Below are 23,919 nucleotides of genomic sequence, written 5' to 3'. Positions count from 1 at the left end.
CAAGTGCTTTTAATTTTATATATTAGTGGTTAATTTTTGTACATGAAGAAACTCACCATAAAAGACATTGCTAAAGAATTTAAAGTCTCTATTTCTACTGTTTCAAAAGCTTTAAACGATAGTTATGAAATTAGTGAAAGTACGAAAGAGAAAATTCAGAAATACGCTAAAGAGCATAATTATAAGCCTAATTTTAATGCATTAAGTTTAAAAAACAGAAGCACAAAAACCATAGGTGTTATTATACCAACCATGCTAAATTATTTCTTTGCACAAGTTTTTAAAGGCATAGAAAAAAAGGCTTTAAAAGAGGGTTATAAAGTTATTACTTGTATCTCGAATCAATCATTTGAAAAAGAAGCAGAAATTATAGAAATGCTTTCTAATGGAAGTATCGATGGTTTTATTTTGTCTATGGCAAAAGAAACTGAATTAAAGAATGATTACAAGCACTTTAAAGAATCTATAGAAAACGGGACTCCAATTGTTATGTTTGATAGAGTTGCACAATCGATTGAATGTGATAAAGTTACAGCAGATGATTTTAATGGCGCTTTAAATACTGTTGAATATTTACACAAAAAAGGGCATAAAAGAATTGCATTTATTTCTACAATAAGCGATTTACACATAGGTAAGCAACGTTTTTTAGGTTACAAAAAAGGATTAGAAAATGTAAATATTCCTTTTGATGAAAATTTAGTTATCGATATTTTGGAAAGAGATTATAAAAAATATGAAAGTGTTTTAATACCATTTTTTAAAGAAAATAAAATTGATAGTGTTATTTCCACTGGAGAATCTGTTGCAATTTCTGCGATGAAAACTTTGGTGAAAAGTGGAAAAGAAATACCAAAAGATGTTTCTGTAATTGCATTTTCTAACGGAATTTTATCAAGACATTCCAGCCCAAAAATGACTACGATAAGTCAGCATGGAGAATTAATGGGAGAAACAGCTGCGCAAATTTTAATTGATAAATTACAAAAAAAACATACAGAAATTATTACTAAAGTGATTAAAACAGATTTGGTAATTAGAGATTCTACTAGATAAAAATGATTGACTTTTCGAAAGTAAAATTAGTAGTTTCGGATATGGATGGCACTTTGCTAAACTCTAAAGGTGAAGTTAGCTCCATTTTTTTTGAACTTTTCTCAAAACTACAAAAACAAAATATTTATTTCTGTGCTGCAAGTGGCAGACAACACAATAGTATTGTTTCTAAATTAGATGCTATAAAAGAAGATATTTATGTAATTGCAGAAAATGGTGGCATTGCAAAAAAAGGGAATGAAGTTTTATTATCCAATTTCTTAAAACCAGAAAAAGTACTCAACTTAATTCCTGTATTAAGAGAAATTTCTGGAGCAAATATGGTTTTGTGTTGCAATGGTTCTGCATTTATAGAAAGTAGAGACGAAAGATTTATTAACCTTTTTCAAGAATATTATCATAGTTTTCAAGTGGTGGATGATTTGCTTGAAATTGCAAAAATTACACCCGTTTTTAAAATTGCTGTTTATCATTTCGATTCTTCTGAACAATTTATTTATCCTGTAGTAAAACATTTAAATGATGAAATTCTACTAAAAATTTCTGGAATAAATTGGTTAGATATTTCTGATGAAAAAGCCAATAAAGGAAATGCATTAAGAACGGTTCAAAAATTATTGAATATTACCAAAGCAGAAACGATGGTTTTTGGTGATTATCATAATGACATAGAAATGATGCAAGAAGCGGACTTTAGTTTTGCCATGAAAAACGCACACAAAGAAATTAAAGAAATTGCCAAATACCTGACAGAAAGTAATGATAATTTGGGTGTAGAAACTATTTTAGAAAAACTGATTAAAGCTAATCATTAAAAGAAACCATACTTTGTCTTTCTCTATTCACATGCAGTTTGGTAACATCTGGTCTGGAATAATGCCCTACCACATCAAAGTTTTGTCTTTCTTCTAAAACTCTATTAAAATCTAAGGTTTCTATAATTAAACCCTCTTTATTAATGATAGGTTCAACTATCCATTCTCCATCAGGACCTGCAATACAAGAGCCTCCATTTGCCAAAATATCTGGAGCATCTTTTACAATTTTATTGTAATAAGGAATATCTTTTGGAAAGTCAGACTTAGACATTAAAGCAGAAACCGAAATCACAAAAGATCGAGATTCTCTTGCAATAAAACGTGTAATATCTTTAGTGTTATGATCACTTCCTGGCCAAACTGCAATATGCAAATCTTCTCCTAAACCATACAAAGCAGTTCTTGGCAAAGGCATCCAATTTTCCCAACAATTTAAACCGCCAACAGTAAATTCTTTTAATGGATGCACTTGCAAACCATTTCCATCTCCAGGAGCCCAAGTTAAGCGTTCATCATATGTAGGTTGTAGTTTTCTATGAACAGATTTTATTTCTCCATTTTGATTTATATACACTAAGCTGGCATAAATACTATGTGCTCCTCTATTTTGGGCACGTTCCATAATGCCTAAATAAATGGCAATTTTATGGTCTTTTGCCAACTTACAAATGGAATTTAACTCCCCTTTTTCTATGATTATAGAATTTCGAACATAATATGAATGAATTTCTTTTTGAGTTTTAGAATTCCATTCAGCACCATTTGTTAAGGCAATCCAAAAAGGATAACCAGGTAATAATGCTTCTCCAAAAACAATCAATTCGCAATTTTCTTTTGCTGCATCCAAAATTGATTTCTCAATTTTATTGATGGTTTTTTCTTTGTTTAACCAAACAGGAGAAATTTGTGCTAAGGCTACTTTTAATAGGTTATTTTTCATATTATTTTGAATATTTTTCTATGAATTTGAAATTTATCACACATAATATCTCAGAGTTTTTTCGCAGAGATTCACCATGACAAAAATTAAACTTCTATAGAAACCACCAAACCCTCATTCCCTCGAATATTAAAAACAGTTTCATCATCAAAAATTAAATATTGTCCTTTAATTCCTACCAATTTTCCAGTGAAATTTAAGTTTTTTTCTAAGTTTAAACTTTTAGGTTTCTGTGGATATTTTTTAACAGGGAAATTTAAATTGGTTTCAGAATTGTTTTCAATAAAATATTCTTTGGCTTCATCTGGAATGTATTGTTTTAACTTCTCTCTCCATGCTACCAAATTTTCGTCTTCAATATCATTTTGCAACATTTTGCGCCAATTCGTTTTGTCTGCAACATGCTCTTTTAAAGCAACTTCTGTAATTCCTGCCAAATATCTGTTAGGTACTTCTACAATTTCTATGGCTTCATGAGCTCCTTGATCTATCCATCTTGTGGGTACTTGTTGCTTTCTGGTTACCCCAACTTTTACGTTGCTAGAATTTGCCAAATACACAATATGAGGTTGCAATTGTACAGCTTTTTCATAGACTAAATCTCTGTCTTCAATATCTAAATGCGCCTGACTTAATTCGGGTCTCATAATCCAATCTGCAGCTTGTGGGATATCAAAAAAGCAAGATTTACAAAAACCTTGTCTGTAAATTTTCTTTTCTAAATGACAATTTAAACATTCATAAGTCACAAATTTGAGGGTTATCTCTTTGTTTAACAACTGATTCATGTTCAAAAAATCAGTTTTCATATCTAAATAATACTGAATTTCATCACCATTCTCTGTCATCATCTTTTTTAAAACTCCTTGATACTGCATAAATAAATTTTGTTATTTTTAGCTTTTAACAAAATTACATAAAAAATCGAACTTTCTACATGGCTTTACCTATTGTAAATTCTATCATTTCGTGGTTTTTAAAAAAGCGAATTCATCAAATAGAATTGTTTTTAAAATATCCAATAGATGTTCAAAACGAACTTTTACTGAAGTTAGTTTCGACTGCTAAAAGAACCGAATTTGGAATAGATCATGATTTTTCATCCATCAAAAGTTATGAGGATTTTGTAAAATTAGTACCCATTCAAAAATACGAAAGTATAGAACCTTTAATTGAACGTTGCAGAAAAGGAGAACAAGATTTGTTTTGGCCAACTCCCATAAAATGGTTTGCAAAAAGTAGTGGAACCACGAATGCAAAAAGTAAATTTATACCTGTTAGTAATGAAGCATTAGAATATTGCCACATGAAAGCTGGTAAAGATATGTTGTGTTTGTACATTAATAACAACGAAGAAACTCAGCTTTTTACGGGTAAAAGTTTGCGTTTAGGTGGAAGTTCTGATATTTACGAAGACAACAATTCTTACTTTGGAGATTTATCTGCAATTATTACAGAGAACTTACCTTTTTGGGCAGATTACAGTTCTGCACCAAGCCAAGAAGTGGCTTTAATGTCTGAATGGGAAACCAAAATGGAAGCCATTATTGATGAAACCATCAACGAAAATATTACGAGTTTAGTAGGTGTGCCAAGTTGGATGTTGGTACTTTTAAACCGAGTTTTAGAAAGAACTGGAAAAGAACATATTTTAGAAGTTTGGCCAAATTTGGAAGTCTATTTTCATGGAGGCGTAAACTTTAATCCTTACAGAGAACAGTACAAAAAACTGATTCCTAAAAAAGATTTTCAGTATTATGAAATCTATAATGCATCTGAAGGTTTTTTTGCTATTCAAGACAGAAATGGTTCTAAAGAATTATTGTTGATGCTAGATTATGGTATTTTCTACGAGTTTATTCCAATGACAGATTACAAAGGAGAAAACTCAAAAACCATTGCTTTAAATGATGTAAAAACCGATGTTGATTATGCTTTGATAATTACTACAAATAGTGGTTTATGGCGTTATTTAATTGGAGATACCATTCGTTTTACATCTATAGAACCTTACAGAATAAAAATAACAGGAAGAACAAGACATTATATAAATGTTTTTGGTGAAGAGCTAAATATAGAAAATGTAGAAGATGGTTTAAAGCTGGCTTGCGAAAAAACAAATGCGCTAATTGTTGATTATACTGTGGGGCCTATTTTTATGAAGGATAAAGAAAGTGGTGGACATGAATGGATTATAGAATTTAGCAAAAAGCCAGAAAACATGAACTACTTCACAGAACTTTTAGACAATGCTTTAAAAGCTATAAATTCTGACTATGAAGCAAAACGTTACAACTCCATGACTTTGGCAATGCCTAAAATTCATTTAGCTAAACAAGGTTTATTTTATGAATGGCTAAAGAAAAAAGATAAATTAGGAGGCCAACATAAAGTGCCAAGATTGTCTAATAAAAGAGATTTTGTAGAGGAACTTTTAAACCTACAACCGTATTTTAAAGTATTATTGCCTTTTTTTTGGTTGTTATAAATATTATATCTAAATTATAACCAAATAAAAAGAAGAAGTTTCTTTAGATTTATTAAAATTAAAAACACTTTCCTTAATGCTATTCATTTATACTTTTTTTTAAAAAAATTCATAAAAATCGTTGTAAGTTTTAACATATAAAAAACCCCCTTATAATTGATCTAAATTTTTTATACCTTAATGTGTTTAATTATATTTGTAAAAAAAATAAAGGTGCATAAAAAAATTATCTTATTCGTTTTGATATTGTTAGTTGAGTATAATTTTGCTCAAGAAACCATTGGTTTGGTTTTTAATGATGTTAGTAAAACAAAGTCAAATGGTTATACTCTTATCAATCCAATTTCAGATAGTAGAACTTTTCTTATTAATAACTGTGGTGAGGTAGTTCATCAATGGGATTTTTCGGGTGAAGACGCAAGAAATTATTATTTATTAGAGAATGGTAATATATTTCAAAGCTCAGGTTTATATGCAGAAATTAGAGATTGGGATAATAATATTCTATGGAGTATTACTTATCAAAGTGTGCTAGGCTTTAGAATTCATCACGATATTCAACCTTTACCAAATGGCAACTTTTTAGTTTTAGTAAGAGACAATTATACCAATACAGAAATGTTTGCTGCAGGTATGGATACTTCTTATCCAAATGATGTATTAGTTTTAGAAAGAATTGTAGAAATCAAACCTGTTGGAACTAATAGTGCTGAAATAGTTTGGGAATGGAAACTTTTTGATCATTTAGTTCAAGAATTTGATAGCACCAAACCTAATTATGGCATTGTTGCTAACAATCCTCAATTACTGGATATGAACTATGAAGATGGGGAAGGTTCTAATCCTATACATGCCAATGCAATTGATTATAACGAAAGTTTAGACCAAATTGTATTTTCGGCTAGACATTTAAAAGAAGTCTTTGTTATAGACCATAGCACAACAACTGCAGAAGCTGCCTCGCATTCTGGAGGTATTTATGGAAAAGGTGGAGATTTTCTTTGGAGATGGGGAAATCCAGAAGTATATAACCAAGGAACAATTAGCGATCGAAAATTAGGAAGACAGCATGATATAAAATGGATTACCGAAGGTCCTGATAAAGGTAAAATGTCTGTATTTAGCAATGATGGTTATGGAACAAATACTGCTTTTTCTTCTGTACACATTATCGATCAAAATGCTACAAATGGGGTATACACTTTAGAGGCTGATAAATTTTTACCAAATGATTATTTCTGGTCTTGGGATGGAACTATTATGGGAACTCCAATGCTTGGAGACGCTCAATGTGGTGTCCAAATCATGTCGAATGGAAACGCCTTGATTAATGAAACCATAAATGGAAGAATTACAGAAGTTGATAGAGAAGGAAATGTAATATGGGTGTACATAATTCCTGTAGGTAATAATACTAATTATAGCCAATTTACTACAGAAATTTCTGGAAATAACGCTTTTAGAGCACATAGATATGCTGAAAATTATGCTGGTTTTAATGGTAAAACATTTAACAATACTGGTATAATTGAAGATGTAAATTCTATCTCTGCTGCTTGTAGCGCAAGTTTATCTGTTGAAAATTTATATTTTTCTGATCTAAGAGTTTATCCTAATCCTACAAAAAGCTATTTAAATTTTAGTTTACAAATGGATGAAATTAAAGTTTTTGATGTATCTGGAAAAACAGTATTAAGTACAAAGAATTCTAAAAATATAAATTTAGAAAATTTAGTAAAAGGTTTATATTTTGTTAAGATTTTGTCTGAGGAAAACTCGAAAATTATTAAAGTCTTAAAGAATTAAAGAATTAAATTCTTTAAAATACTACACATGTAAATTAATTTAAAACATATTTTTCACTAAAACCAAAAGGTGAAAAATATGTTTTATAAAGTTATATTATCTACACCCTTCTTTCCACAACATAATCTATCATCAATAAAAGAGAATCTTTGTAAGACGATTTTGGGTAATTTTCTAGAATAGAAAGTGCTTTGTCTTTGTAATCATTCATTTGAGAAATGGTGTATTCTATACCTCCATTTTCTTTTACAAAAGTAATTACCTCTTTTACTCTTTTTTTGTCTTTATTGTGTTTTTTGATGGTATTAATCAACCAAGATTTTTCCTTATTTGAACAAGTATTTAAAGTATGAATCAATGGCAAAGTCATTTTTTGCTCTTTAATATCAATACCTGTAGGTTTCCCTATTTTATCATCTGTGTAATCGAACAAATCATCTTTTATTTGAAAAGCAATTCCAATATATTCTCCAAACTTTCTCATTTGTTGCACAGTTTCTTGGTTTGCGCCTACAGAAGCTGCCCCAATTCCACAACAAGCCGCAATTAAAGTTGCCGTTTTTTGTCTGATAATATCAAAATAAACATCTTCTGTAATATCTAGTTTTCTTGCTTTTTCTATTTGTAGTAATTCGCCTTCGCTCATTTCACGAACAGCAATAGAAATTAGTTTTAGTAAATCGAAATCTTCATTATCTATGGATAAAAGCAATCCTTTAGAAAGTAAAAAGTCGCCTACTAAAACTGCAATTTTATTTTTCCAAAGCGCATTTATGGAGAAAAAACCACGCCTTCTATTGGAGTCATCAACAACATCATCATGCACCAAAGTTGCTGTGTGAATCAATTCTATTACAGAAGCTCCTCTATAAGTTCGTTCATCAAAACCACCATCAGAAACCATTTTTGCTACCAAAAAAACAAACATGGGTCGCATTTGTTTTCCTTTTCTACGAACAATGTAATAAGTAATTCTGTTTAAAAGCGGCACCTTAGAAAGCATGGAATCCTTGAACTTTTTTTCAAAGAGTTCCATCTCTTTTTTGATGGGAAATTTTATAAGTTCTGCTGGTTTCATTTATAGTAAACTAGATGCAGTATTAATATCAAAAGTAATGAAAATAACAAGATGCTCAAATAAGTGAAGCATAACAATATGTTAAGCTTTGTTCGCCAATTGCCCACAAGCTGCATCAATATCTTTTCCTCTACTTCTTCTTACATTTACTGTAATGTCGTTCATTTCTAAATTAGAAATATAATTGTTGATAGCCGATTCTTTGGCTTGCTGAAATTGTCCATCATCAATTGGGTTGTATTCTATTAAATTTACTTTACAAGGCACATATTTACAGAATTCAACGAGTGCGTTTATATCTTCTTTTCGATCATTAATTCCTTCCCAAACAACATATTCGTAGGTAATTGCACGTTTTGTTTTTGCATACCAATATTCTAAAGATTCTCGTAAGTCTTTTAAAGGAAAGTTGGTATTAAAAGGCATAATTGAAGTTCTTACTTCATCGATTGCAGAATGTAAAGAAACTGCTAAATTAAATTTCACTTCTTCATCTGCCATCATTTTAATCATCTTTGGCACCCCAGAAGTAGAAACTGTAATTCTTTTTGATGACATTCCTAAACCTTCTGGAGAAGTGATCATTTCTATAGATTTCAAGACATTTTTATAGTTCATAAGTGGTTCGCCCATTCCCATAAAAACAATATTGGTCAACTTACGATTATAGTATAATCTGCTTTGTTTATCAATGACTACAACTTGATCGTAAATTTCATCAGGATTCAAATTACGCATTCTTTTTAAACGTGCAGTTGCACAAAACTTGCAATCTAAACTACAACCAACTTGACTAGAAACACAAGCTGTGGTTCTTTTTTTTGTAGGAATTAAAACAGATTCTACAACCAAACCATCATGTAATTTTATGCCGTTTTTAATAGTGCCATCTGCACTTTTTTGCATAGAATCTACTTTGATATGATTGATGACAAAGTTACTCTCTAACATTTCTCTAGTTTGTTTAGAAATGTTTGTCATCTCTTCAAATGTATGCAAAGACTTACTCCAGAGCCACTCATACACTTGATTTCCACGAAAAGCTTTATCGCCATTTTCTACAAAAAAATTGCGTAATTGTTCTTTGGTTAAGGCTCTGATGTCTTTTTTACTATTCAAAATATTCTTATTAAAAGATTAAAAATTAAAAAAAATACAATGTAAAATATACATAAAAAAACTGGCACTTGAACAAGCACCAGTTTTTAATTTTTAAATTTTTCAATTCTTTAATTTATTAGATAATCAACATTGCATCTCCATAAGAGTAGAATCTGTACTTTTCTTTTACAGCTACTTTATAGGCTTCCATTAAAAAATCGTAACCAGCAAATGCTGCAGCTTGCATCATTAAGGTAGATTTTGGTGTATGGAAATTGGTAATCATAGAATTCGCGATACTAAAATCGTAAGGAGGAAAAATAAATTTATTTGTCCAACCTTCAAACGCATTTAATTCTGCATTCGATGAAACCGAAGATTCCACAGTTCTCATTACTGTTGTTCCAACAGCGCAAATTCTTCTTTTGTCTTTTTTTGCCTGGTTAATTTTCGCAGCAGTTGCAGCCGGAATTATAATTTGTTCAGAGTCCATTTTATGTTTCGACAAATCTTCTACCTCAACACCACTAAAAGTTCCTAAACCAACGTGTAATGTCATTTCTGCAAAATCAATTCCTTTAATTTCTAAACGTTTTAATAAATGTTTAGAAAAATGCAAACCTGCAGTTGGTGCTGCAACAGCCCCTTCGTGTTTTGCATAAATTGTTTGATAACGCTCCTCATCTGAAGGTTCTACAGCTCTTAAAATGTATTTAGGCAAAGGTGTTTGCCCTAATTCTAATAATTTTTCTCTGAAAGATTCGTAACTTCCATCGTATAAAAAGCGTAAAGTTCTACCTCTAGAAGTTGTGTTGTCTATAACTTCTGCTACTAAACTGTCATCATCACCAAAAAACAACTTGTTTCCAATTCTTATTTTTCTTGCTGGATCTACTAAAACATCCCACAATCTATTTTCTGCATTTAATTCTCTTAATAAGAAAACTTCAATTCTAGCACCTGTTTTTTCTTTATTTCCAAACATTCTTGCAGGAAAAACTTTGGTGTTATTTAGCATTAAAACATCACCTTCATCAAAGTAATCGATAACATCTTTAAACAATTTGTGCTCTATAGTTTTGTCTTTTCTGTTTAAAACCATTAAACGAGACTCGTCTCTATGTTCTGCAGGATATTCTGCCAATAATTCATCTGGCAATTCAAAATCGAAGTGTGATAATTTCATATATATATTTAGCTATAAAAAGATGCAAATATACGATATGAAAATAGGCGTTGTCAAGTGTTTACCTGTTTATCTTTAAAGTTTATCTATTTTAAACCCAATTTGCTGCATATCATCCCAAAATTTTTGATACGATTTGGTAACAACCTCAGCATTTAAAATTTTGATGGGTGCTTTTAACGCTAAAGGCGCAAAAGCCATTGCCATTCTATGATCATTATATGTTTTTATGGCAATATTTTCTTTTATTTCTAATGATTTTTCTAAATGCAAACTTTCGTTTGTTACAGAAATAGTTGCTCCCAATTTGGTCAATTCAACTTGCAAAGCTTCTAATCTGTCTGTTTCTTTAATTTTTAAAGTGTGTAAACCTTTTAAATTACAAGCAACATTTTCTAAAAAACAAGTAACAGCAATGGTTTGCGCAATATCTGGAGCATTTTTTAAATTGATTTCCAAAGCAGATTTTTTACTTTCTTTTACTTTTTTTAAAGTGATAAAATTCTCTCCAAAAGTAGTTTCTACACCAAAATGTTTGTACACTTTTTTTAAACAAGAATCTCCTTGCAAACTTTCTTTCTTATATGCTGATAATTGAATTTGAGAACCAATCTCTGAGGATGCAATAATCGAATAAAAATAACTTGCAGAAGACCAATCAGATTCTACAACTACTGTTTGTTTTTCAATATTTTTTATAGGATACACTTTTATAAAATTGCCTATAAAACTTGTTTTTACACCTATTTGATGCAATAAACTCAATGTCATGTTTATATAAGGAATAGATGTTATTTGCCCTAATAATTCTATTTCTAATCCGTTTTCTAATTTTGAAGCAATTAACAATAATGATGAAATATATTGGCTACTTACATTCCCATTAATTTGAACTTTGTTTTGTGTAATTTTTGTGCCTTTAATTTTAATTGGTGGATATCCAATTTTATCTGTAAAAGAAATATCTGCACCTATATCTTTTAAAGCATTTACTAAAATTTCAATAGGTCTGTTTTGCATTCTTTCAGAACCTGTAAGTACAGTTTCTCTGCCATCATTTACTGCAAAATAAGATGTTAAAAAACGCATTGCAGTGCCTGCATGACCAATATCTACAGTAACATCATTTGTAGAAAGTGCATGTTGCATGTGCACAGAATCATCAGAATCCGATAAATTCTCTATCGTAATTTCTGGGAATAATTTTTGTAAAATCAGCAATCTATTCGATTCACTTTTCGAACCAGAAATAGTTATTTTTTGATTTATTTTTTTATCGTCTAAAACATTTAACAATATGTCCATTCTAAAAACTGATTTTAATTCTTATTTTTAAGGCTTAAACTTACAACTAACCTACATGAAAAAATTTCTTTTTGCGGCAATTTGCATCTTTTTATCTGCAAATGCCAAAGTTAATGCACAAAAAAAAGCTACCCAAGTTTCTGACGAATATTTTAGCGAAGTAAAATACAGAAATATTGGTCCTTTTAGAGGTGGAAGAAGTGCTGCTGTTACTGGCGTTTCTGGAAAAGCAAATTTATTTTACATGGGCGCAACTGGTGGTGGCGTTTGGAAAACTACTGATGCTGGGAACACTTGGCAAAATATTTCTGACGGTTTTTTTGGCGGTTCTGTTGGTGCTGTAGCAGTTTCTGATTCTGATAATAATGTAATCTATGTTGGAATGGGAGAAAAAACCGTTCGTGGAAATGTTTCTTCTGGAGATGGAATTTGGAAATCTGAAAATGCAGGAAAAACTTGGACACATGTAGGTTTAAAAAATTCAAGACATATTCCAAGAATGCGTATTCATCCAAAAAATTCTGATATTGCTTTTGCAGGAGTTTTAGGTGATTTATACAAACCCACTCAAGAAAGAGGGGTTTACAAAACTATTGATGGTGGAACAACTTGGAAAAAAGTTCTTTTTTCTGATGAAAATTCTGGAGTTGTCGATTTAATTATCGATCCAAATAATCCAAGAATTTTATTTGCAACAACTTGGGATGTTAGAAGAACTCCTTATAGTTTATCTTCTGGTGGCAAAGGTTCTGCAATGTGGAAAAGTACTGACGAAGGTGAAACTTGGACAAATATTTCAGAGTACAAAGGTTTGCCTAAAGGTATTTGGGGAATTGCTGGAGTTACAGTTTCGCCAGTAAATTCGGATATTGTGTATGCTTTAATCGAAAATGAAAAAGGCGGAATTTACAAATCTACAGATGCAGGAAAAACTTGGAGTTTGATAAATTCTGAAAGAAAATTGCGTCAAAGAGCTTGGTATTACACACGTTTGTATGCAGACACCCAAGATGAAGATATTTTATATGTGTTAAATGTTCGCTATCACAAATCTACAGATGGTGGAAAAACTTATAAAACGTATAATGCGCCTCATGGAGATCATCATGATTTATGGATTGCACCAGAAGACAACCAAAGAATGATAATTGGTGATGATGGTGGAGCTCAAATTTCTTTTGATGCTGGCGAAAATTGGAGTACTTATATGAATCAACCAACTTCGCAATTTTATAGGGTTACTACTGATAATCATTTTCCTTATAGAATTTTAGCTGCACAACAAGATAATTCTACAGTGAGAATTTCGCATAGAAATGATGGTAGATTTATTACAGAATCTGATTGGAGCTCAACTGCTGGTGGAGAAAGTGCACACATAGCTGTAGATCCTTTAAATGATGATATTGTGTATGGTGGCAGTTATGGTGGTTTGCTAACAAGAGTAAATCATAAAACAAATGAAACCAGAGCTGTAAACGTTTGGCCAGATGACCCAATGGGACATGGAGCTGAAGATTTTAAATACAGATTTCAGTGGAATTTCCCAATTTTCTTTTCGCCAACTCATAAAAATCGTTTGTATGCAGCTTCTAATCATTTGCATGTTACTGAAAACGAAGGGCAATCTTGGAAATTAATCAGTCCAGATTTAACAAGAAACGATCCAAAAACATTAAAATCTTCTGGAGGCCCAATTACACAAGACAATACTGGTGTAGAATATTATGGAACTATTTTCGCGGCTACAGAATCTGCTTTTGAACCAGGTTTAATTTACACAGGTTCAGATGATGGTTTGGTGCATGTATCAAAAAATAATGGTGATTCTTGGAACAACATCACACCAAAAAAAATGCCAGAATGGATGATGATTAACTGTATAGAAGTTGATCCTTTTACAAAAGGTGGTGCCTACATTGTAGGTACAAAATACAAATCTGGCGATTACAGTCCATATATTTATAAAACCGATGATTATGGAAAATCTTGGACTTTAATTGTAAACGGAATTGAAGAAGAAAGTTTTACTAGGGCTTTAAGAGCAGATCCAAAACGCAAAGGCTTGTTGTATGCAGGAACAGAGAAAGGAATGTACATTTCTTTTGATGATGGACAAAACTGGCAACCTTTTCAGCAGAATTTACCAATTGTACCTATTACAGATTTAGCCATAAAAGAGGATAATTTAATTGTAGCAACTCAAGGTAGATCTTTATGGATTATTGATGATTTAACTCCTTTACATCAACTAAATTCATCAACATTAAAACAAGAAGTAGTTTTATACAAACCAAAAGATGCCTATAATTTATCTGGAGGAAATGGACGAACGTCAAGAACTGCAGGAACAAATCATGCTGGAGGTGTAAGTGTAAATTATTACATCAATAAAGTGGAAGAAAAAGATACTATTGCTTTGTCTTTTTATAATGTGAATGACAATCTTATCAAAAAATATAGCACTAAACCAAACAAAGAAGAAAAAGAGGAAACTCTAAAAGTAGAAGATGGCAGTAATATTTTTAATTGGGATATGATGTATGATGGAGCAGAATCTGTTGATGGTATGATTTTGTGGTGGGCTTCTTTATCTGGACCTATGGCTTTGCCAGGAACTTATAAAGTGGAGTTGGCTATAAATGATAAAAAAATGAATCAAACATTTAAAATTATCAATAATCCAACTTCTGAAGCAACTGAAAGTGACATGAAAGCGCAGTTTGATTTTATTAATGATATTAATTCTAAAATGACTGAGATTCATAAAGCTTTAAAAAATGTAAAAAAAGTAAGAGACCAGGTTGGTTTGTTAAATAAATCTATTACTGATAAAAAGAAACACAAAGAGTTAATTGATTTTGCAGATAAATTAGTGAAAGACTTGACTGTTATTGAGGAAACTTTGTATCAAACAAAATCGAAAAGTGGGCAAGATCCTTTAAATTATCCTATAAGATTGAACAATAAACTAGGACATTTAAACTCATTAACAAGAATAGGAAACTACGCTCCTACGCAACAAGCAATCGATTTTAAAAATGAAATTACCAAAGAAATTGATGTAGAATTGGCAAAGTTAAACGCACTATTTACAAATGGAGTAAAAGAATTGAACCAGAAAGTAAAAGAAAGTGATATTGATTTGATTCAGTTGGATTGATGTTTTATTATAGGGTGTTCAACAAGTTCAGACTGACCTTTTTTAGATTTATTATAATTTGAAATTTATAAAATAATTTAGTTGTACTAAAAACAATTAAAATAAGGATGTCACATTGAGCTTATCAAATACAAAAAAAAAGTCTTCGACAAGCTCAGACTGACATTCGTTAGATTAATTATTATATAAGATTAAGAAAATAATTTATTTTTACTAATGCCAATTGAAACTCACAATGTCACACTGAGCTTGTCGAAGTGGAAATTAATGTTTAAAAAATCAAAAAATGAGAACTTATTACGTTTATATTCTACTTTGTTCAGATAAATCATTTTACACAGGAATAACCAACGATTTAGAACGAAGAATAATAGAACATAAATCTGTTAAAAATAAAGACTCATATACTTCCCAAAGATTACCTTTAGAATTAAAATGGTATCTAGAATGTTCAGACTCTAGAGATGCAATTCAATATGAAAAAAAGATAAAAGGTTGGTCTAGAAGAAAAAAACAAGCGTTAATTGATGGGAATTGGGATGATTTGGTGAAATTTTCTAAAAACTATAGGCAATATAAAGATTCTAGAATGTAAATAAATTTTAAATGGTCTTCGACAAGCTCAGACTGACATTCGTTCCATAAATTGCTTATTAGAATTACAAAAAAAAATAATTAAATTTTAAAATTAAAAAGGTTAGATGTAAAAATTTAACCTTTTTTAGTTGTGTTTATTTTTAAAATTCTCGTTGATCAATTTCCTTGCTTTGTGAAAAATCCTAAAGAAAATTGCAAATCCAATTACTTGAATAAAAACTTGTAGAATATCAAAAGGAACATCAAAAAAAATATTAGCAATAAATTGGAATAGAGCAAATATCAAAAAATAAAATGGAATATAAATCAATAAGTATTTACCTAATGAGATTGAATTTATCAAATCAGTTTCGTCTTCAACGTTTTTATTCAACTTGTTGTTGATGTTTTTTAAAATCACTTTTTCATATTTTTATTCGTAATATAAAAACCATAAATAATACTAATCACTATTTTAATTCCCCAAAAAGATTTCCATTTCCCATCATTAAAATTGGCTTCAGACACTGCTTCAAAATCTCCAGCAAATATTTCTTGCCAACTATTCATAAATAATGAAATTAAAGTAACTATTATAAAAAAGGGAACAGCTACTTTTAAAAAGTTTGGCCAAAATTCTGGTCTTTTAATTTTTTCTGGGAAACTCATTATTTTAATTTTTGGTTATTTTGATGACGATCGTGATCGCGTTTTGTTTTAATATCTAATTTTTTCTCAAAAGCATCCTGCAAATTGATTCCTGTTTGGTTTGCCAAACACAAAACTACAAACAGAACATCTGCTAACTCTTCGCCTAAATCTTTGGCTTTATCAGATTCTTTTTCACTTTGCTCTCCATATCTGCGCGCAATTATTCTAGCAACTTCGCCAACTTCTTCTGTTAATTGAGCCATGTTTGTTAATTCGTTAAAATAACGAACTCCGTGGTTTTTAATCCAATCATCTACTTGCTGCTGTGCGTTTTGTATGTTCATACTTTTTTAATTGTAAGATTCAAATATATAGTTTCTAAAATAATTTAGTTTGTTTCTATACCTTAAAAATTATACTATCTTTAACTACGAGTATAAAACATTAAAATGTTGTATATTGGCGTTAAAGTTAACAAATCAACCCAAAAACTCACAAACCTCTTTATAAAAATCTTTCGGATTTTCTGCATGCAACCAATGCCCTGCATTTTTAATTTCTACTATTTTATTACTAGGAAAATGAGTATCAATAATTAAATGTTCTTCAGCAATTATATAACCTGAATTTTCTCCTTTTAAAAATAAAGTTGATTTCTTAAAAACAGCATTTATTGGTAAAGATTTACCAACTTCAATATTATTTTCTGTAAGCGATTTTAAATTAAATCGATACTCTAAAACTCCTTTTTCTTTCCAATATACATTCTTAAGCAAAAACTGACGAACGCCAAACTCTGGAATGTATTTAGCAATTTGCTCATCAACTAAATTTCTTGAATTTTGCAAGGAAAAATCAACAGAATTTAAGCCTGCCAAAATTGCATTATGATGTGGTTTATATTCTTTTGGTGAAATATCTACAATAATTAATTTATCAACTAAATCTGGATATTTTACAGCAAAAAGCATCGCAGTTTTGCCTCCCATAGAATGCCCAATTAAATGAAAATTTTCTAATTGATGATGTTGCACATACTCATATAAATCTTGTGCCAACAAATCATAATTAAAATCTTCTGCATGAAAACTTCTTCCATGATTTCTTTGATCTATTAAATGAACTTGAAAATTATCAGCAAACTGATTTCCTAGTGTTTTCCAATTATCACTAGAACCAAAATAACCGTGTAAAATGAGTAATGGCTTTCCTTCTCCTAAAATTTGTGAATGCAATATCATCTAGATTTTTAGATTTTTAGATTATTGGATTTTTAGATTGATAGAAAATTGGAATTGACATCCAATTTCTTATTGTAATCGATGTAAATACATACTCACCACATTCTCTAAACCCAAATACAAACTTTCTGTAATTAAAGCATGCCCAATAGAAACTTCAGCTAAATTGGGAATATTCTCTTTAAAAAATTTGATATTTTCCAAACTTAAATCATGTCCTGCATTGATCCCTAAACCTAGTTTATGTGCTAAAATTGCAGCTTCTGTATAGGGTTTTACAGCGTTTTTATTTCCTTTTTCGAACTCGCTTGCAAAATGTTCTGTGTATAATTCTATTCGATCAGTTCCAGTTTTTGCAGCAGCTTCTATGAGTTTTAAATCAGTATCAATAAAAATAGACGTACGAATTCCATTTTTCTGAAATTCTTTGATCACTTCTTGTAAAAAAGATTGATGTTTAATAGTATTCCAACCAGCATTAGAGGTAATTGCATTTACAGCATCTGGAACTAAAGTAACTTGAGTTGGTTTGGTTTCTAGCACTAAATCCATAAAAGATTTGATAGGATTACCTTCTATATTAAATTCACTTCTAACCGTATTTTTTAAATCGCGAGCATCTTGATATTTAATATGTCTTTCATCTGGTCTTGGATGAATGGTAATTCCTTGGGCTCCAAAATCTTCTATATCTGCTGCAACCTTTAATAAATTAGGCACATTACCTCCTCTAGAATTGCGTAAAGTTGCAATTTTGTTAATATTTACACTTAACTTTGTCATTGTATAAAATTAGAGTGCAAAGATAACTCATTAAATCATTTTATCCTATATTCGTAGAGAATGAACATAAACGATTACATACTAAAAGAAATTGAAGCTTTGAATTTAAAACACACTGTAAAGGGTGCACAAAGTTTGTTTAAAAATTTTCCGATAACACATTTTCCTGTGGTAGAAGATGCAATGCTTTTGGGTTCTTTTTCTGAAGCAGATATTCAAGCACTTGGAAATAAAGAAGATGAATTGGTTGGGTATGCTCACTTTATGAATTCTTTTTTCGCAGACGAAAAAGCGACAGTTTTAGAGCTATTAAAAATATTTGCAGATAATGACACCAACATTATACCTGTTTTAAATAAAGAAAAAAAATACATTGGTTATTATGATTTGGTTGATGTTTTAGACGTTTTTTCGACAAGCCCTTTTATGATTGAAGAAAGCGAAACTTTAATTATAGAAAAATTAGAAATGGATTATTCTATGGCTGAAGTTTCTCAAATTGTAGAGTCTAATGGAGGGAAATTACTTGGTTTGTATTTGTCAGAAAAATCGAATGATTTTGTGCAGATAACCTTAAAAATTGTATCCAAAGAAATTAACGAAATCATTCAAACATTTAGACGTTATGATTACAAAATAATATCTACACATGAGAATGATATTTATTTAGAAGATTTAAAAAACAGATCGGAATATCTACAGAAATACTTAGAAATGTAGTATTTATTTTCAGGTATCAAAAAAAACAAGAAAATTAAAATAAAATATCAATTTGAAAAAAGTTGCAATTTACGGTCAATCTTATTCTATTTCTGCAGAAAAGGAATTAAAAATTTTATTGGAAGTTCTGCAAGAAAATAACATTGTAAGTTTTATTGAAAAGAAATTTTACAACCTTTTAGTAAAAGCAAATTCTTTAGATAAAAAATATCCTACTTTCTCTCATTTTAATGATTTAAACAACTCATTTGATGTGCTTTTTACTTTAGGTGGAGATGGAACTATACTAAGAGCTGTAACTTACATCAGAGATTTAGGCATTCCTATTTTAGGTATTAACACAGGTAGACTTGGATTTTTAGCAACCATCAACAAAAAAACAATTAAAGAAAGTGTTGCTTTAATTTTAGAAGGAGAATATTCCATACAAGAAAGAACGTTATTAACTATAAAAACATCGCCAGAAACGAACGCTTTTTCTGAGCTTAATTTTGCCTTAAACGAAGTAACCATAGCAAGAAAAAATACAACTTCCATGATTGGTGTAGAAACCAGTTTAAACAACGAATATCTAACCAATTATTGGGCAGATGGCTTAATAATTGCAACACCAACAGGTTCTACAGGTTACTCTTTAAGTTGCAATGGTCCTGTAATTTCTCCAGATTCTAAAAACTTAGTAATTACACCAATTGCACCTCACAATTTAAATGCCAGACCAATGGTTATTTCAGACGAAACTAAAATAGAATTAACCATAAACTCAAGGGAAAAAGATTTCTTAATTTCTTTAGATTCTAGAATTACATCCGTTTCAAAAAACACTAAAGTTTTTATAGAAAAAGCGCCATTTACAGTAAAAAGTATGATTCCAAATAATCAATCGTTTTTACAAACCTTACGCACCAAATTACTTTGGGGAGAAGATACCAGAAACGAAACCAATCTTTAAGCAATAAATTACAATAAATCACTAAAATAGTAGTTATTCAAAAAAGACTGATTATTAACTTTATAAAGCAAATTGAAATCCCTATATTTGCTCGCTATTTTTTAGGATGAAAAAAAGTTTATTTTTAATTATTTTTGGATGTTTTTCTAGCCTTGCACTTGCACAAGTTTATGAAGCTGGAATCTTTTTAGGAGGTTCTAATTACGTAGGCGATATTGGAAGAACAAACTATATTTACCCCAATAAAGTTGCAGGTGCTGCATTCTTTAAATACAACTGGAATCCTAGAATAGCTCTAAGAGCTACTTACAGTTATTTGCCAATTGAAGGCAATGATTTAGATGCAGATACAGATTTTAGAAGAACAAGAGGTTTAAATTTTACAAATACAATTCACGAATTGGCAGTAGGTCTAGAGTATAATTTTTATGAATACGATTTATCATCAGATGATAAAACTTGGACGCCTTATATTTTAGTAGAGCTTGCAGCATTCAATTCTAAACATGTTGTTTCAGAGCCTTCTCCCAATCAATTTCTTTTGCAAACAAAAAACTCTTTCGCTATACCTATTGGGGTAGGGTTTAAGTCTAAATTAATGGGGCCATTGGCTTTTGCTTTAGAAACAAAATTTAGATATACTTTTAATGACGATTTAGATTACACAACAGACACAATACCAAATTTAAATTTTGGCGGAAATGGAAGTGATTGGTATATGTTTACAGGTGTTTCCTTAATTTATACTTTTGGAAGACCAGCTTGTTATACAAACGGATTGTAATATTATATGGATAAAAAACTACGCATCGATTTACTAAAAACCCCAAGACACGTTGCCATTATTATGGATGGTAATGGACGTTGGGCAAAAGGTAAAGGAATGAATAGAATTTTTGGACACAGAAATGCCTTAACAGCTGTAAGAGAATCTGTAAAAGCTGCCTCTCAAGTAAATGTAGAAGCCATAACTTTATACGCTTTTTCTACCGAAAACTGGAACAGACCCAAATTAGAAGTAGATGCTTTAATGAGTTTATTAATAAACTCACTAAAAAAAGAATTGCCAGAATTCATGAAACAAGGAGTTAAAGTAAACTCAATTGGTTCTATAGAAACACTTCCTAATAAAGCTCAAAAAGTTTTAAGTGATGTTATTTTTGAAACTAAAGACAATACAGACATTGTTTTAACTTTTGCTTTAAGTTATGGCTCAAGAGAAGAAATTGTTAACGCAATCAAAAACATATCTAAAAAAGTTGTTAATAAAGAACTCGATTTAGAAAATATTGATGAAAATACTATAAATAACCATTTATATACATTTAATTTGCCCGACGTTGATTTAATGATAAGAACTAGTGGAGAACAACGCATTAGTAATTTTTTATTATGGCAGATGGCATATGCTGAATTATATTTTACAGATGTACTTTGGCCAGATTTTAGACAAGAACATTTCTATGAAGCGATCATAGATTATCAGAACAGAGAAAGACGATTTGGAAAAACAAGCGAACAAATTACAGAATAAGTTTATTATAAAATTTACTTCTGCTGCATTAGTGCTAATTGCACTATTTTTTAGTTTTAGTGCCAATGCACAAATAGAAAACGACACCATTTCTAACAATAATATTGCTTTCGAAAAAGGCAAAGAATATATTTTAGGAGGAATTGTAGTTACTGGTTTAAAAAAGTTTAGCGAAGAAACTGTGAAAGTTTTCACAGGTTTAAGAAATGGACAAGGCATAAAATTACCTGGAGACAAACTTACAAGTGCTATTAAAAAATTGTACGAAAGTAAACAGTTTAGTAATGTAGACGTTTACCTGGCAAGATTAGATGGCGAAACGGTTTATTTACAATTTGACGTGCAAGAATTACCTCAATTAAACCTGGTTAAAATTAACGGTATTAAAAAGTCGAAGGCAAAAGACCTTGTAAAAGAAACAGAATTAAAGTTAGGAACAATGGTTACAGATAACCTAGTTGTAACTACTAAAAATTATATTACTAAAAAATATACAGACAAAGGTTTCTTAAAAACAAAAGTAAGCCTAGACATCAAACCAGACACTTCCGATATTAATATTGTAAACATGAATGTGTTTATAGACAAAGGAAAGAAGATAAAAATTAAAGACATTGTTTTTACGGGTAACAAAAAACTTTCTAGTAAAAAACTTCGTAAAACCATGTCTAACACCAAAGAAAAAATACTTGGTCGTTTTTGGAAAGGATCTAAGTATATAGAAGAAGATTACCAAGCAGATTTAGAAAGTATTTTAGATAAATATAGTAGACTTGGTTTTAGAGATGCTCGAATATTAAGTGAAAATATTACCTGGAACGATAATAATACCATTAACGTAAATATAAATTTAGAAGAAGGTAGACAATATAGATTTGCAGATATTGTATTTGTTGGAAACAAAGAATACACAGACGAAGAACTGCAAAACTATTTAAGAATAGACAAAGGTGATATTTATAATGGAGCCGTTTTAAAAGAGCGCGTAAAAGGTGATGGATCTCCAACATCTCAAGATTTATCAACACTTTACCAAGATAATGGTTTCTTGTTTTCGCAAATAAATGCTGTGGAAACCAAAGTGGAAAATGATTCTATAACTGTAGAGATTAGAATTAGAGAAGATGAAAAAGCACGTATTAGAAAAGTTTCAGTTTCTGGAAATGATAAAACAAACGATAATGTAATTTTTAGAGAATTAAGAGTAAAACCAGGTGATTTATTTAGTAGAAGTAACATTATTAGATCTATTAGAGAAATTGGTCAGTTGGGTTTCTTTGATCAAAATGTAACTCCAGACGTAATTCCAGATTATCAAAATAAAACTGCAGATATTAATTTTAATGTAGTAGAGAAAGGTGGAAGCCAAATAGAATTGCAAGGTGGTTATGGAGGTGGTTCTTTTATTGGAACTTTAGGTTTATCATTTAATAATTTTTCTATCAGAAATATTTTTAATAAAGATGCATACAAACCATTACCTATGGGAGATGGTCAAAGCCTTTCTTTACGATTACAATCAAGTCAAACTTTTAGCACTTACAGTTTCTCTTTTACAGAACCTTGGTTAGGAGGCAGAAAACCACAGTCTTTATCATTTTCTATATACTCGTCAAATCAATATCAATTAAATCCACAAACTTTTCAAGTAGATAATGACAGGAGTTTAAGCATTGTTGGTGCATCTATTGGTTTAGGTAAACGTTTAAAATGGCCAGATGATTACTTTCAATTATCACAAACAATTAGTTATCAAAGTTTTAATTTAAATAATTATGGTTTCAGGGTTGGATCTGAAGTTTTAGACAATGGAACTCTAAACAACCTTTCTTATAGCGCAAATATTACCAGAAATTCTGCAGGTCCAAGTTTAATATTTCCAACTTATGGTTCTGAATTTTCTATTGGTGTAAAAGCAACTTTCCCTTATTCTTTAGTTAATAATAAAGATTACTCTAACTTAGATGCAGCAGAAAAATACAAATGGTTAGAATACTATAAATTAAATGCCAAAGGAAAATGGTATACTTCTTTTACAGATAAATTGGTTTTAATGACCAATGCTGAAATGGGTTTTTTAGGATTCTATAACTCTGAAGTAGGTTTATCTCCTTTTGAAAGATATTTTGTTGGTGGAGATGGAATCGCAGTATTTCAATTAGATGGTAGAGAAGTTGTAGGTTTAAGAGGATATGAAAACAACAGATTATCGCCTTTAGAAGGTGGTTCTATTTATAATAAATTTCAGTTAGAATTAAGATATTCTATTACAGATTCTCCTTCTGCATCTATTTACACTTTAGGGTTTTTAGAAGCAGGTAATTCTTATGACAATTTTGAGACATTTAATCCGTTTGAATTAAAACGTTCAGCTGGTTTAGGTATACGTATATTTATGCCTGCATTTGGATTGTTAGGTATAGACTTTGCTCATGGTTTTGATCCTTTACCTGGCTTTACAGAAAAATCTGGCTGGCAAACACATTTTATTATCGGAAGACAATTCTAAGAAAACTGTACA

The 23,919-nt window shown here is 30.3% G+C and carries 21 protein-coding genes; 11 read left to right on the top strand and 10 right to left on the bottom strand.

The genetic code is table 11. The features are described 5' to 3' along the window. Positions 1 to 42: 42 nt before the first annotated feature. Together WAO74_RS09990 and WAO74_RS09985 are read left to right on the top strand one after the other, a co-directional pair. Positions 43 to 1,056: a LacI family DNA-binding transcriptional regulator gene (locus WAO74_RS09990; RefSeq protein WP_422161734.1), complete on the top strand. Its 1,014-nt coding sequence runs from the start codon at positions 43 to 45 to the stop codon at positions 1,054 to 1,056. A gap of 2 nt (positions 1,057 to 1,058) precedes the next feature. Beyond that, complete coding sequence (locus tag WAO74_RS09985; protein WP_422161732.1) at positions 1,059 to 1,871, top strand: HAD family hydrolase; 813 nt, start codon at positions 1,059 to 1,061, stop codon at positions 1,869 to 1,871. On the opposite strand, the gene WAO74_RS09980 is transcribed toward WAO74_RS09985, so the two are convergent. Further along, positions 1,861 to 2,814 carry a carbon-nitrogen hydrolase family protein gene (locus WAO74_RS09980; RefSeq protein WP_422161730.1) on the bottom strand — a complete coding sequence of 318 codons (954 nt, stop codon included), beginning with the start codon at positions 2,812 to 2,814 and terminating at the stop codon, positions 1,861 to 1,863. The two genes, WAO74_RS09985 and WAO74_RS09980, sit on opposite strands and share 11 nt — an antisense overlap. Before the next feature lie 86 nt (positions 2,815 to 2,900). Beyond that, positions 2,901 to 3,692: a DUF2797 domain-containing protein gene (locus WAO74_RS09975; protein WP_422161729.1), complete on the bottom strand. Its 792-nt coding sequence runs from the start codon at positions 3,690 to 3,692 to the stop codon at positions 2,901 to 2,903. A 59-nt stretch (positions 3,693 to 3,751) separates the two neighbouring features. Here WAO74_RS09975 and WAO74_RS09970 point away from each other — a divergent pair, with 59 nt between their 5' ends. Together WAO74_RS09970 and WAO74_RS09965 are read left to right on the top strand one after the other, a co-directional pair. Beyond that, positions 3,752 to 5,302 (top strand): GH3 auxin-responsive promoter family protein, encoded by a 1,551-nt coding sequence (locus tag WAO74_RS09970; protein WP_422161727.1) that lies wholly within the window; start codon positions 3,752 to 3,754, stop codon positions 5,300 to 5,302. 240 nt (positions 5,303 to 5,542) lie between these two features. Continuing rightward, positions 5,543 to 7,108, top strand: a complete 1,566-nt coding sequence (locus tag WAO74_RS09965) for an aryl-sulfate sulfotransferase (RefSeq protein WP_422161725.1) — start codon at positions 5,543 to 5,545, stop codon at positions 7,106 to 7,108. Between the two features lie 100 nt (positions 7,109 to 7,208). On the opposite strand, the gene WAO74_RS09960 is transcribed toward WAO74_RS09965, so the two are convergent. The 4 genes from WAO74_RS09960 to WAO74_RS09945 all read right to left on the bottom strand — a co-directional run bounded on the left by WAO74_RS09960 (position 7,209) and on the right by WAO74_RS09945 (position 11,778). Next, positions 7,209 to 8,186 carry a polyprenyl synthetase family protein gene (locus WAO74_RS09960; protein ID WP_422161723.1) on the bottom strand — a complete coding sequence of 326 codons (978 nt, stop codon included), beginning with the start codon at positions 8,184 to 8,186 and terminating at the stop codon, positions 7,209 to 7,211. A gap of 81 nt (positions 8,187 to 8,267) precedes the next feature. Continuing rightward, positions 8,268 to 9,305 carry a 23S rRNA (adenine(2503)-C(2))-methyltransferase RlmN gene (gene rlmN, locus WAO74_RS09955; RefSeq protein ID WP_422161722.1) on the bottom strand — a complete coding sequence of 346 codons (1,038 nt, stop codon included), beginning with the start codon at positions 9,303 to 9,305 and terminating at the stop codon, positions 8,268 to 8,270. Positions 9,306 to 9,423: 118 nt separating this feature from the next. Beyond that, positions 9,424 to 10,473, bottom strand: coding sequence for a tRNA preQ1(34) S-adenosylmethionine ribosyltransferase-isomerase QueA (gene queA / locus WAO74_RS09950; protein ID WP_422161720.1), 1,050 nt, complete (start codon positions 10,471 to 10,473; stop codon positions 9,424 to 9,426). Positions 10,474 to 10,548: 75 nt separating this feature from the next. After that, positions 10,549 to 11,778 (bottom strand): 3-phosphoshikimate 1-carboxyvinyltransferase, encoded by a 1,230-nt coding sequence (locus tag WAO74_RS09945; RefSeq protein ID WP_422161718.1) that lies wholly within the window; start codon positions 11,776 to 11,778, stop codon positions 10,549 to 10,551. A gap of 55 nt (positions 11,779 to 11,833) precedes the next feature. Here WAO74_RS09945 and WAO74_RS09940 point away from each other — a divergent pair, with 55 nt between their 5' ends. Together WAO74_RS09940 and WAO74_RS09935 are read left to right on the top strand one after the other, a co-directional pair. Further along, on the top strand, positions 11,834 to 14,941 hold the full coding sequence (locus tag WAO74_RS09940) for a VPS10 domain-containing protein (protein ID WP_422161717.1): 3,108 nt from the start codon (positions 11,834 to 11,836) through the stop codon (positions 14,939 to 14,941). A gap of 286 nt (positions 14,942 to 15,227) precedes the next feature. Then, positions 15,228 to 15,536, top strand: coding sequence for a GIY-YIG nuclease family protein (locus tag WAO74_RS09935; RefSeq protein ID WP_422161715.1), 309 nt, complete (start codon positions 15,228 to 15,230; stop codon positions 15,534 to 15,536). A 398-nt stretch (positions 15,537 to 15,934) separates the two neighbouring features. Here WAO74_RS09935 and WAO74_RS09930 read toward each other — a convergent pair whose 3' ends face one another. The 4 genes from WAO74_RS09930 to WAO74_RS09915 form a co-directional block, all read right to left on the bottom strand. Further along, entirely contained in the window at positions 15,935 to 16,186 is a 252-nt protein-coding gene (locus tag WAO74_RS09930; protein WP_422161713.1) for a hypothetical protein, read from the bottom strand. Then, positions 16,186 to 16,512: a nucleotide pyrophosphohydrolase gene (locus WAO74_RS09925; RefSeq protein ID WP_422161711.1), complete on the bottom strand. Its 327-nt coding sequence runs from the start codon at positions 16,510 to 16,512 to the stop codon at positions 16,186 to 16,188. Before WAO74_RS09925 ends, WAO74_RS09930 begins: the two co-directional genes overlap by 1 nt. A gap of 135 nt (positions 16,513 to 16,647) precedes the next feature. Beyond that, positions 16,648 to 17,409 carry an alpha/beta fold hydrolase gene (locus WAO74_RS09920; RefSeq protein WP_422161709.1) on the bottom strand — a complete coding sequence of 254 codons (762 nt, stop codon included), beginning with the start codon at positions 17,407 to 17,409 and terminating at the stop codon, positions 16,648 to 16,650. Between the two features lie 69 nt (positions 17,410 to 17,478). Then, positions 17,479 to 18,192: a pyridoxine 5'-phosphate synthase gene (locus WAO74_RS09915; RefSeq protein ID WP_422161707.1), complete on the bottom strand. Its 714-nt coding sequence runs from the start codon at positions 18,190 to 18,192 to the stop codon at positions 17,479 to 17,481. 60 nt (positions 18,193 to 18,252) lie between these two features. On the opposite strand from WAO74_RS09915, the gene WAO74_RS09910 reads away from it, so the two are divergent. The 5 genes from WAO74_RS09910 (at position 18,253) to bamA (ending at position 23,907) form a co-directional block, all read left to right on the top strand. Further along, positions 18,253 to 18,912 carry a CBS domain-containing protein gene (locus WAO74_RS09910; protein WP_422161706.1) on the top strand — a complete coding sequence of 220 codons (660 nt, stop codon included), beginning with the start codon at positions 18,253 to 18,255 and terminating at the stop codon, positions 18,910 to 18,912. Positions 18,913 to 18,964: 52 nt separating this feature from the next. Then, positions 18,965 to 19,864, top strand: coding sequence for an NAD kinase (locus WAO74_RS09905; protein ID WP_422161704.1), 900 nt, complete (start codon positions 18,965 to 18,967; stop codon positions 19,862 to 19,864). A 106-nt stretch (positions 19,865 to 19,970) separates the two neighbouring features. Then, entirely contained in the window at positions 19,971 to 20,648 is a 678-nt protein-coding gene (locus tag WAO74_RS09900; RefSeq protein WP_422161702.1) for a DUF6089 family protein, read from the top strand. A gap of 6 nt (positions 20,649 to 20,654) precedes the next feature. Continuing rightward, positions 20,655 to 21,398, top strand: a complete 744-nt coding sequence (locus tag WAO74_RS09895) for an isoprenyl transferase (protein WP_422161700.1) — start codon at positions 20,655 to 20,657, stop codon at positions 21,396 to 21,398. After that, the gene (gene bamA / locus WAO74_RS09890; protein ID WP_422161698.1) at positions 21,367 to 23,907 is read left to right on the top strand and encodes an outer membrane protein assembly factor BamA; all 2,541 of its coding nucleotides are present in this window, start codon (positions 21,367 to 21,369) and stop codon (positions 23,905 to 23,907) included. Before WAO74_RS09895 ends, bamA begins: the two co-directional genes overlap by 32 nt. Positions 23,908 to 23,919: the final 12 nt, after the last annotated feature.

Source organism: Polaribacter sp., from assembly GCF_049276715.1.
GTDB lineage: Bacteria > Bacteroidota > Bacteroidia > Flavobacteriales > Flavobacteriaceae > Polaribacter.
Note: the sequence above shows the minus strand (reverse complement) of the source record. Positions and strands in the feature narration are given on the sequence as shown.

Bases quoted from the DNA above. Each gene is read 5' to 3' on its own strand.
- WAO74_RS09990 (WP_422161734.1), top strand. From the start codon at position 43: ATGAAGAAACTCACCATAAAAGACATTGCTAAAGAATTTAAAGTCTCT.
- queA (WP_422161720.1), bottom strand. From the start codon at position 10,473: ATGAAATTATCACACTTCGATTTTGAATTGCCAGATGAATTATTGGCA.
- WAO74_RS09925 (WP_422161711.1), bottom strand. From the start codon at position 16,512: ATGAACATACAAAACGCACAGCAGCAAGTAGATGATTGGATTAAAAAC.
- WAO74_RS09900 (WP_422161702.1), top strand. From the start codon at position 19,971: ATGAAAAAAAGTTTATTTTTAATTATTTTTGGATGTTTTTCTAGCCTT.
- WAO74_RS09985 (WP_422161732.1), top strand. From the start codon at position 1,059: ATGATTGACTTTTCGAAAGTAAAATTAGTAGTTTCGGATATGGATGGC.
- WAO74_RS09895 (WP_422161700.1), top strand. From the start codon at position 20,655: ATGGATAAAAAACTACGCATCGATTTACTAAAAACCCCAAGACACGTT.
- WAO74_RS09935 (WP_422161715.1), top strand. From the start codon at position 15,228: ATGAGAACTTATTACGTTTATATTCTACTTTGTTCAGATAAATCATTT.
- WAO74_RS09975 (WP_422161729.1), bottom strand. From the start codon at position 3,692: ATGCAGTATCAAGGAGTTTTAAAAAAGATGATGACAGAGAATGGTGAT.
- WAO74_RS09915 (WP_422161707.1), bottom strand. From the start codon at position 18,192: ATGACAAAGTTAAGTGTAAATATTAACAAAATTGCAACTTTACGCAAT.
- WAO74_RS09920 (WP_422161709.1), bottom strand. From the start codon at position 17,409: ATGATATTGCATTCACAAATTTTAGGAGAAGGAAAGCCATTACTCATT.
- WAO74_RS09970 (WP_422161727.1), top strand. From the start codon at position 3,752: ATGGCTTTACCTATTGTAAATTCTATCATTTCGTGGTTTTTAAAAAAG.
- WAO74_RS09960 (WP_422161723.1), bottom strand. From the start codon at position 8,186: ATGAAACCAGCAGAACTTATAAAATTTCCCATCAAAAAAGAGATGGAA.
- WAO74_RS09940 (WP_422161717.1), top strand. From the start codon at position 11,834: ATGAAAAAATTTCTTTTTGCGGCAATTTGCATCTTTTTATCTGCAAAT.
- WAO74_RS09910 (WP_422161706.1), top strand. From the start codon at position 18,253: ATGAACATAAACGATTACATACTAAAAGAAATTGAAGCTTTGAATTTA.
- WAO74_RS09980 (WP_422161730.1), bottom strand. From the start codon at position 2,814: ATGAAAAATAACCTATTAAAAGTAGCCTTAGCACAAATTTCTCCTGTT.
- WAO74_RS09930 (WP_422161713.1), bottom strand. From the start codon at position 16,186: ATGAGTTTCCCAGAAAAAATTAAAAGACCAGAATTTTGGCCAAACTTT.
- WAO74_RS09945 (WP_422161718.1), bottom strand. From the start codon at position 11,778: ATGGACATATTGTTAAATGTTTTAGACGATAAAAAAATAAATCAAAAA.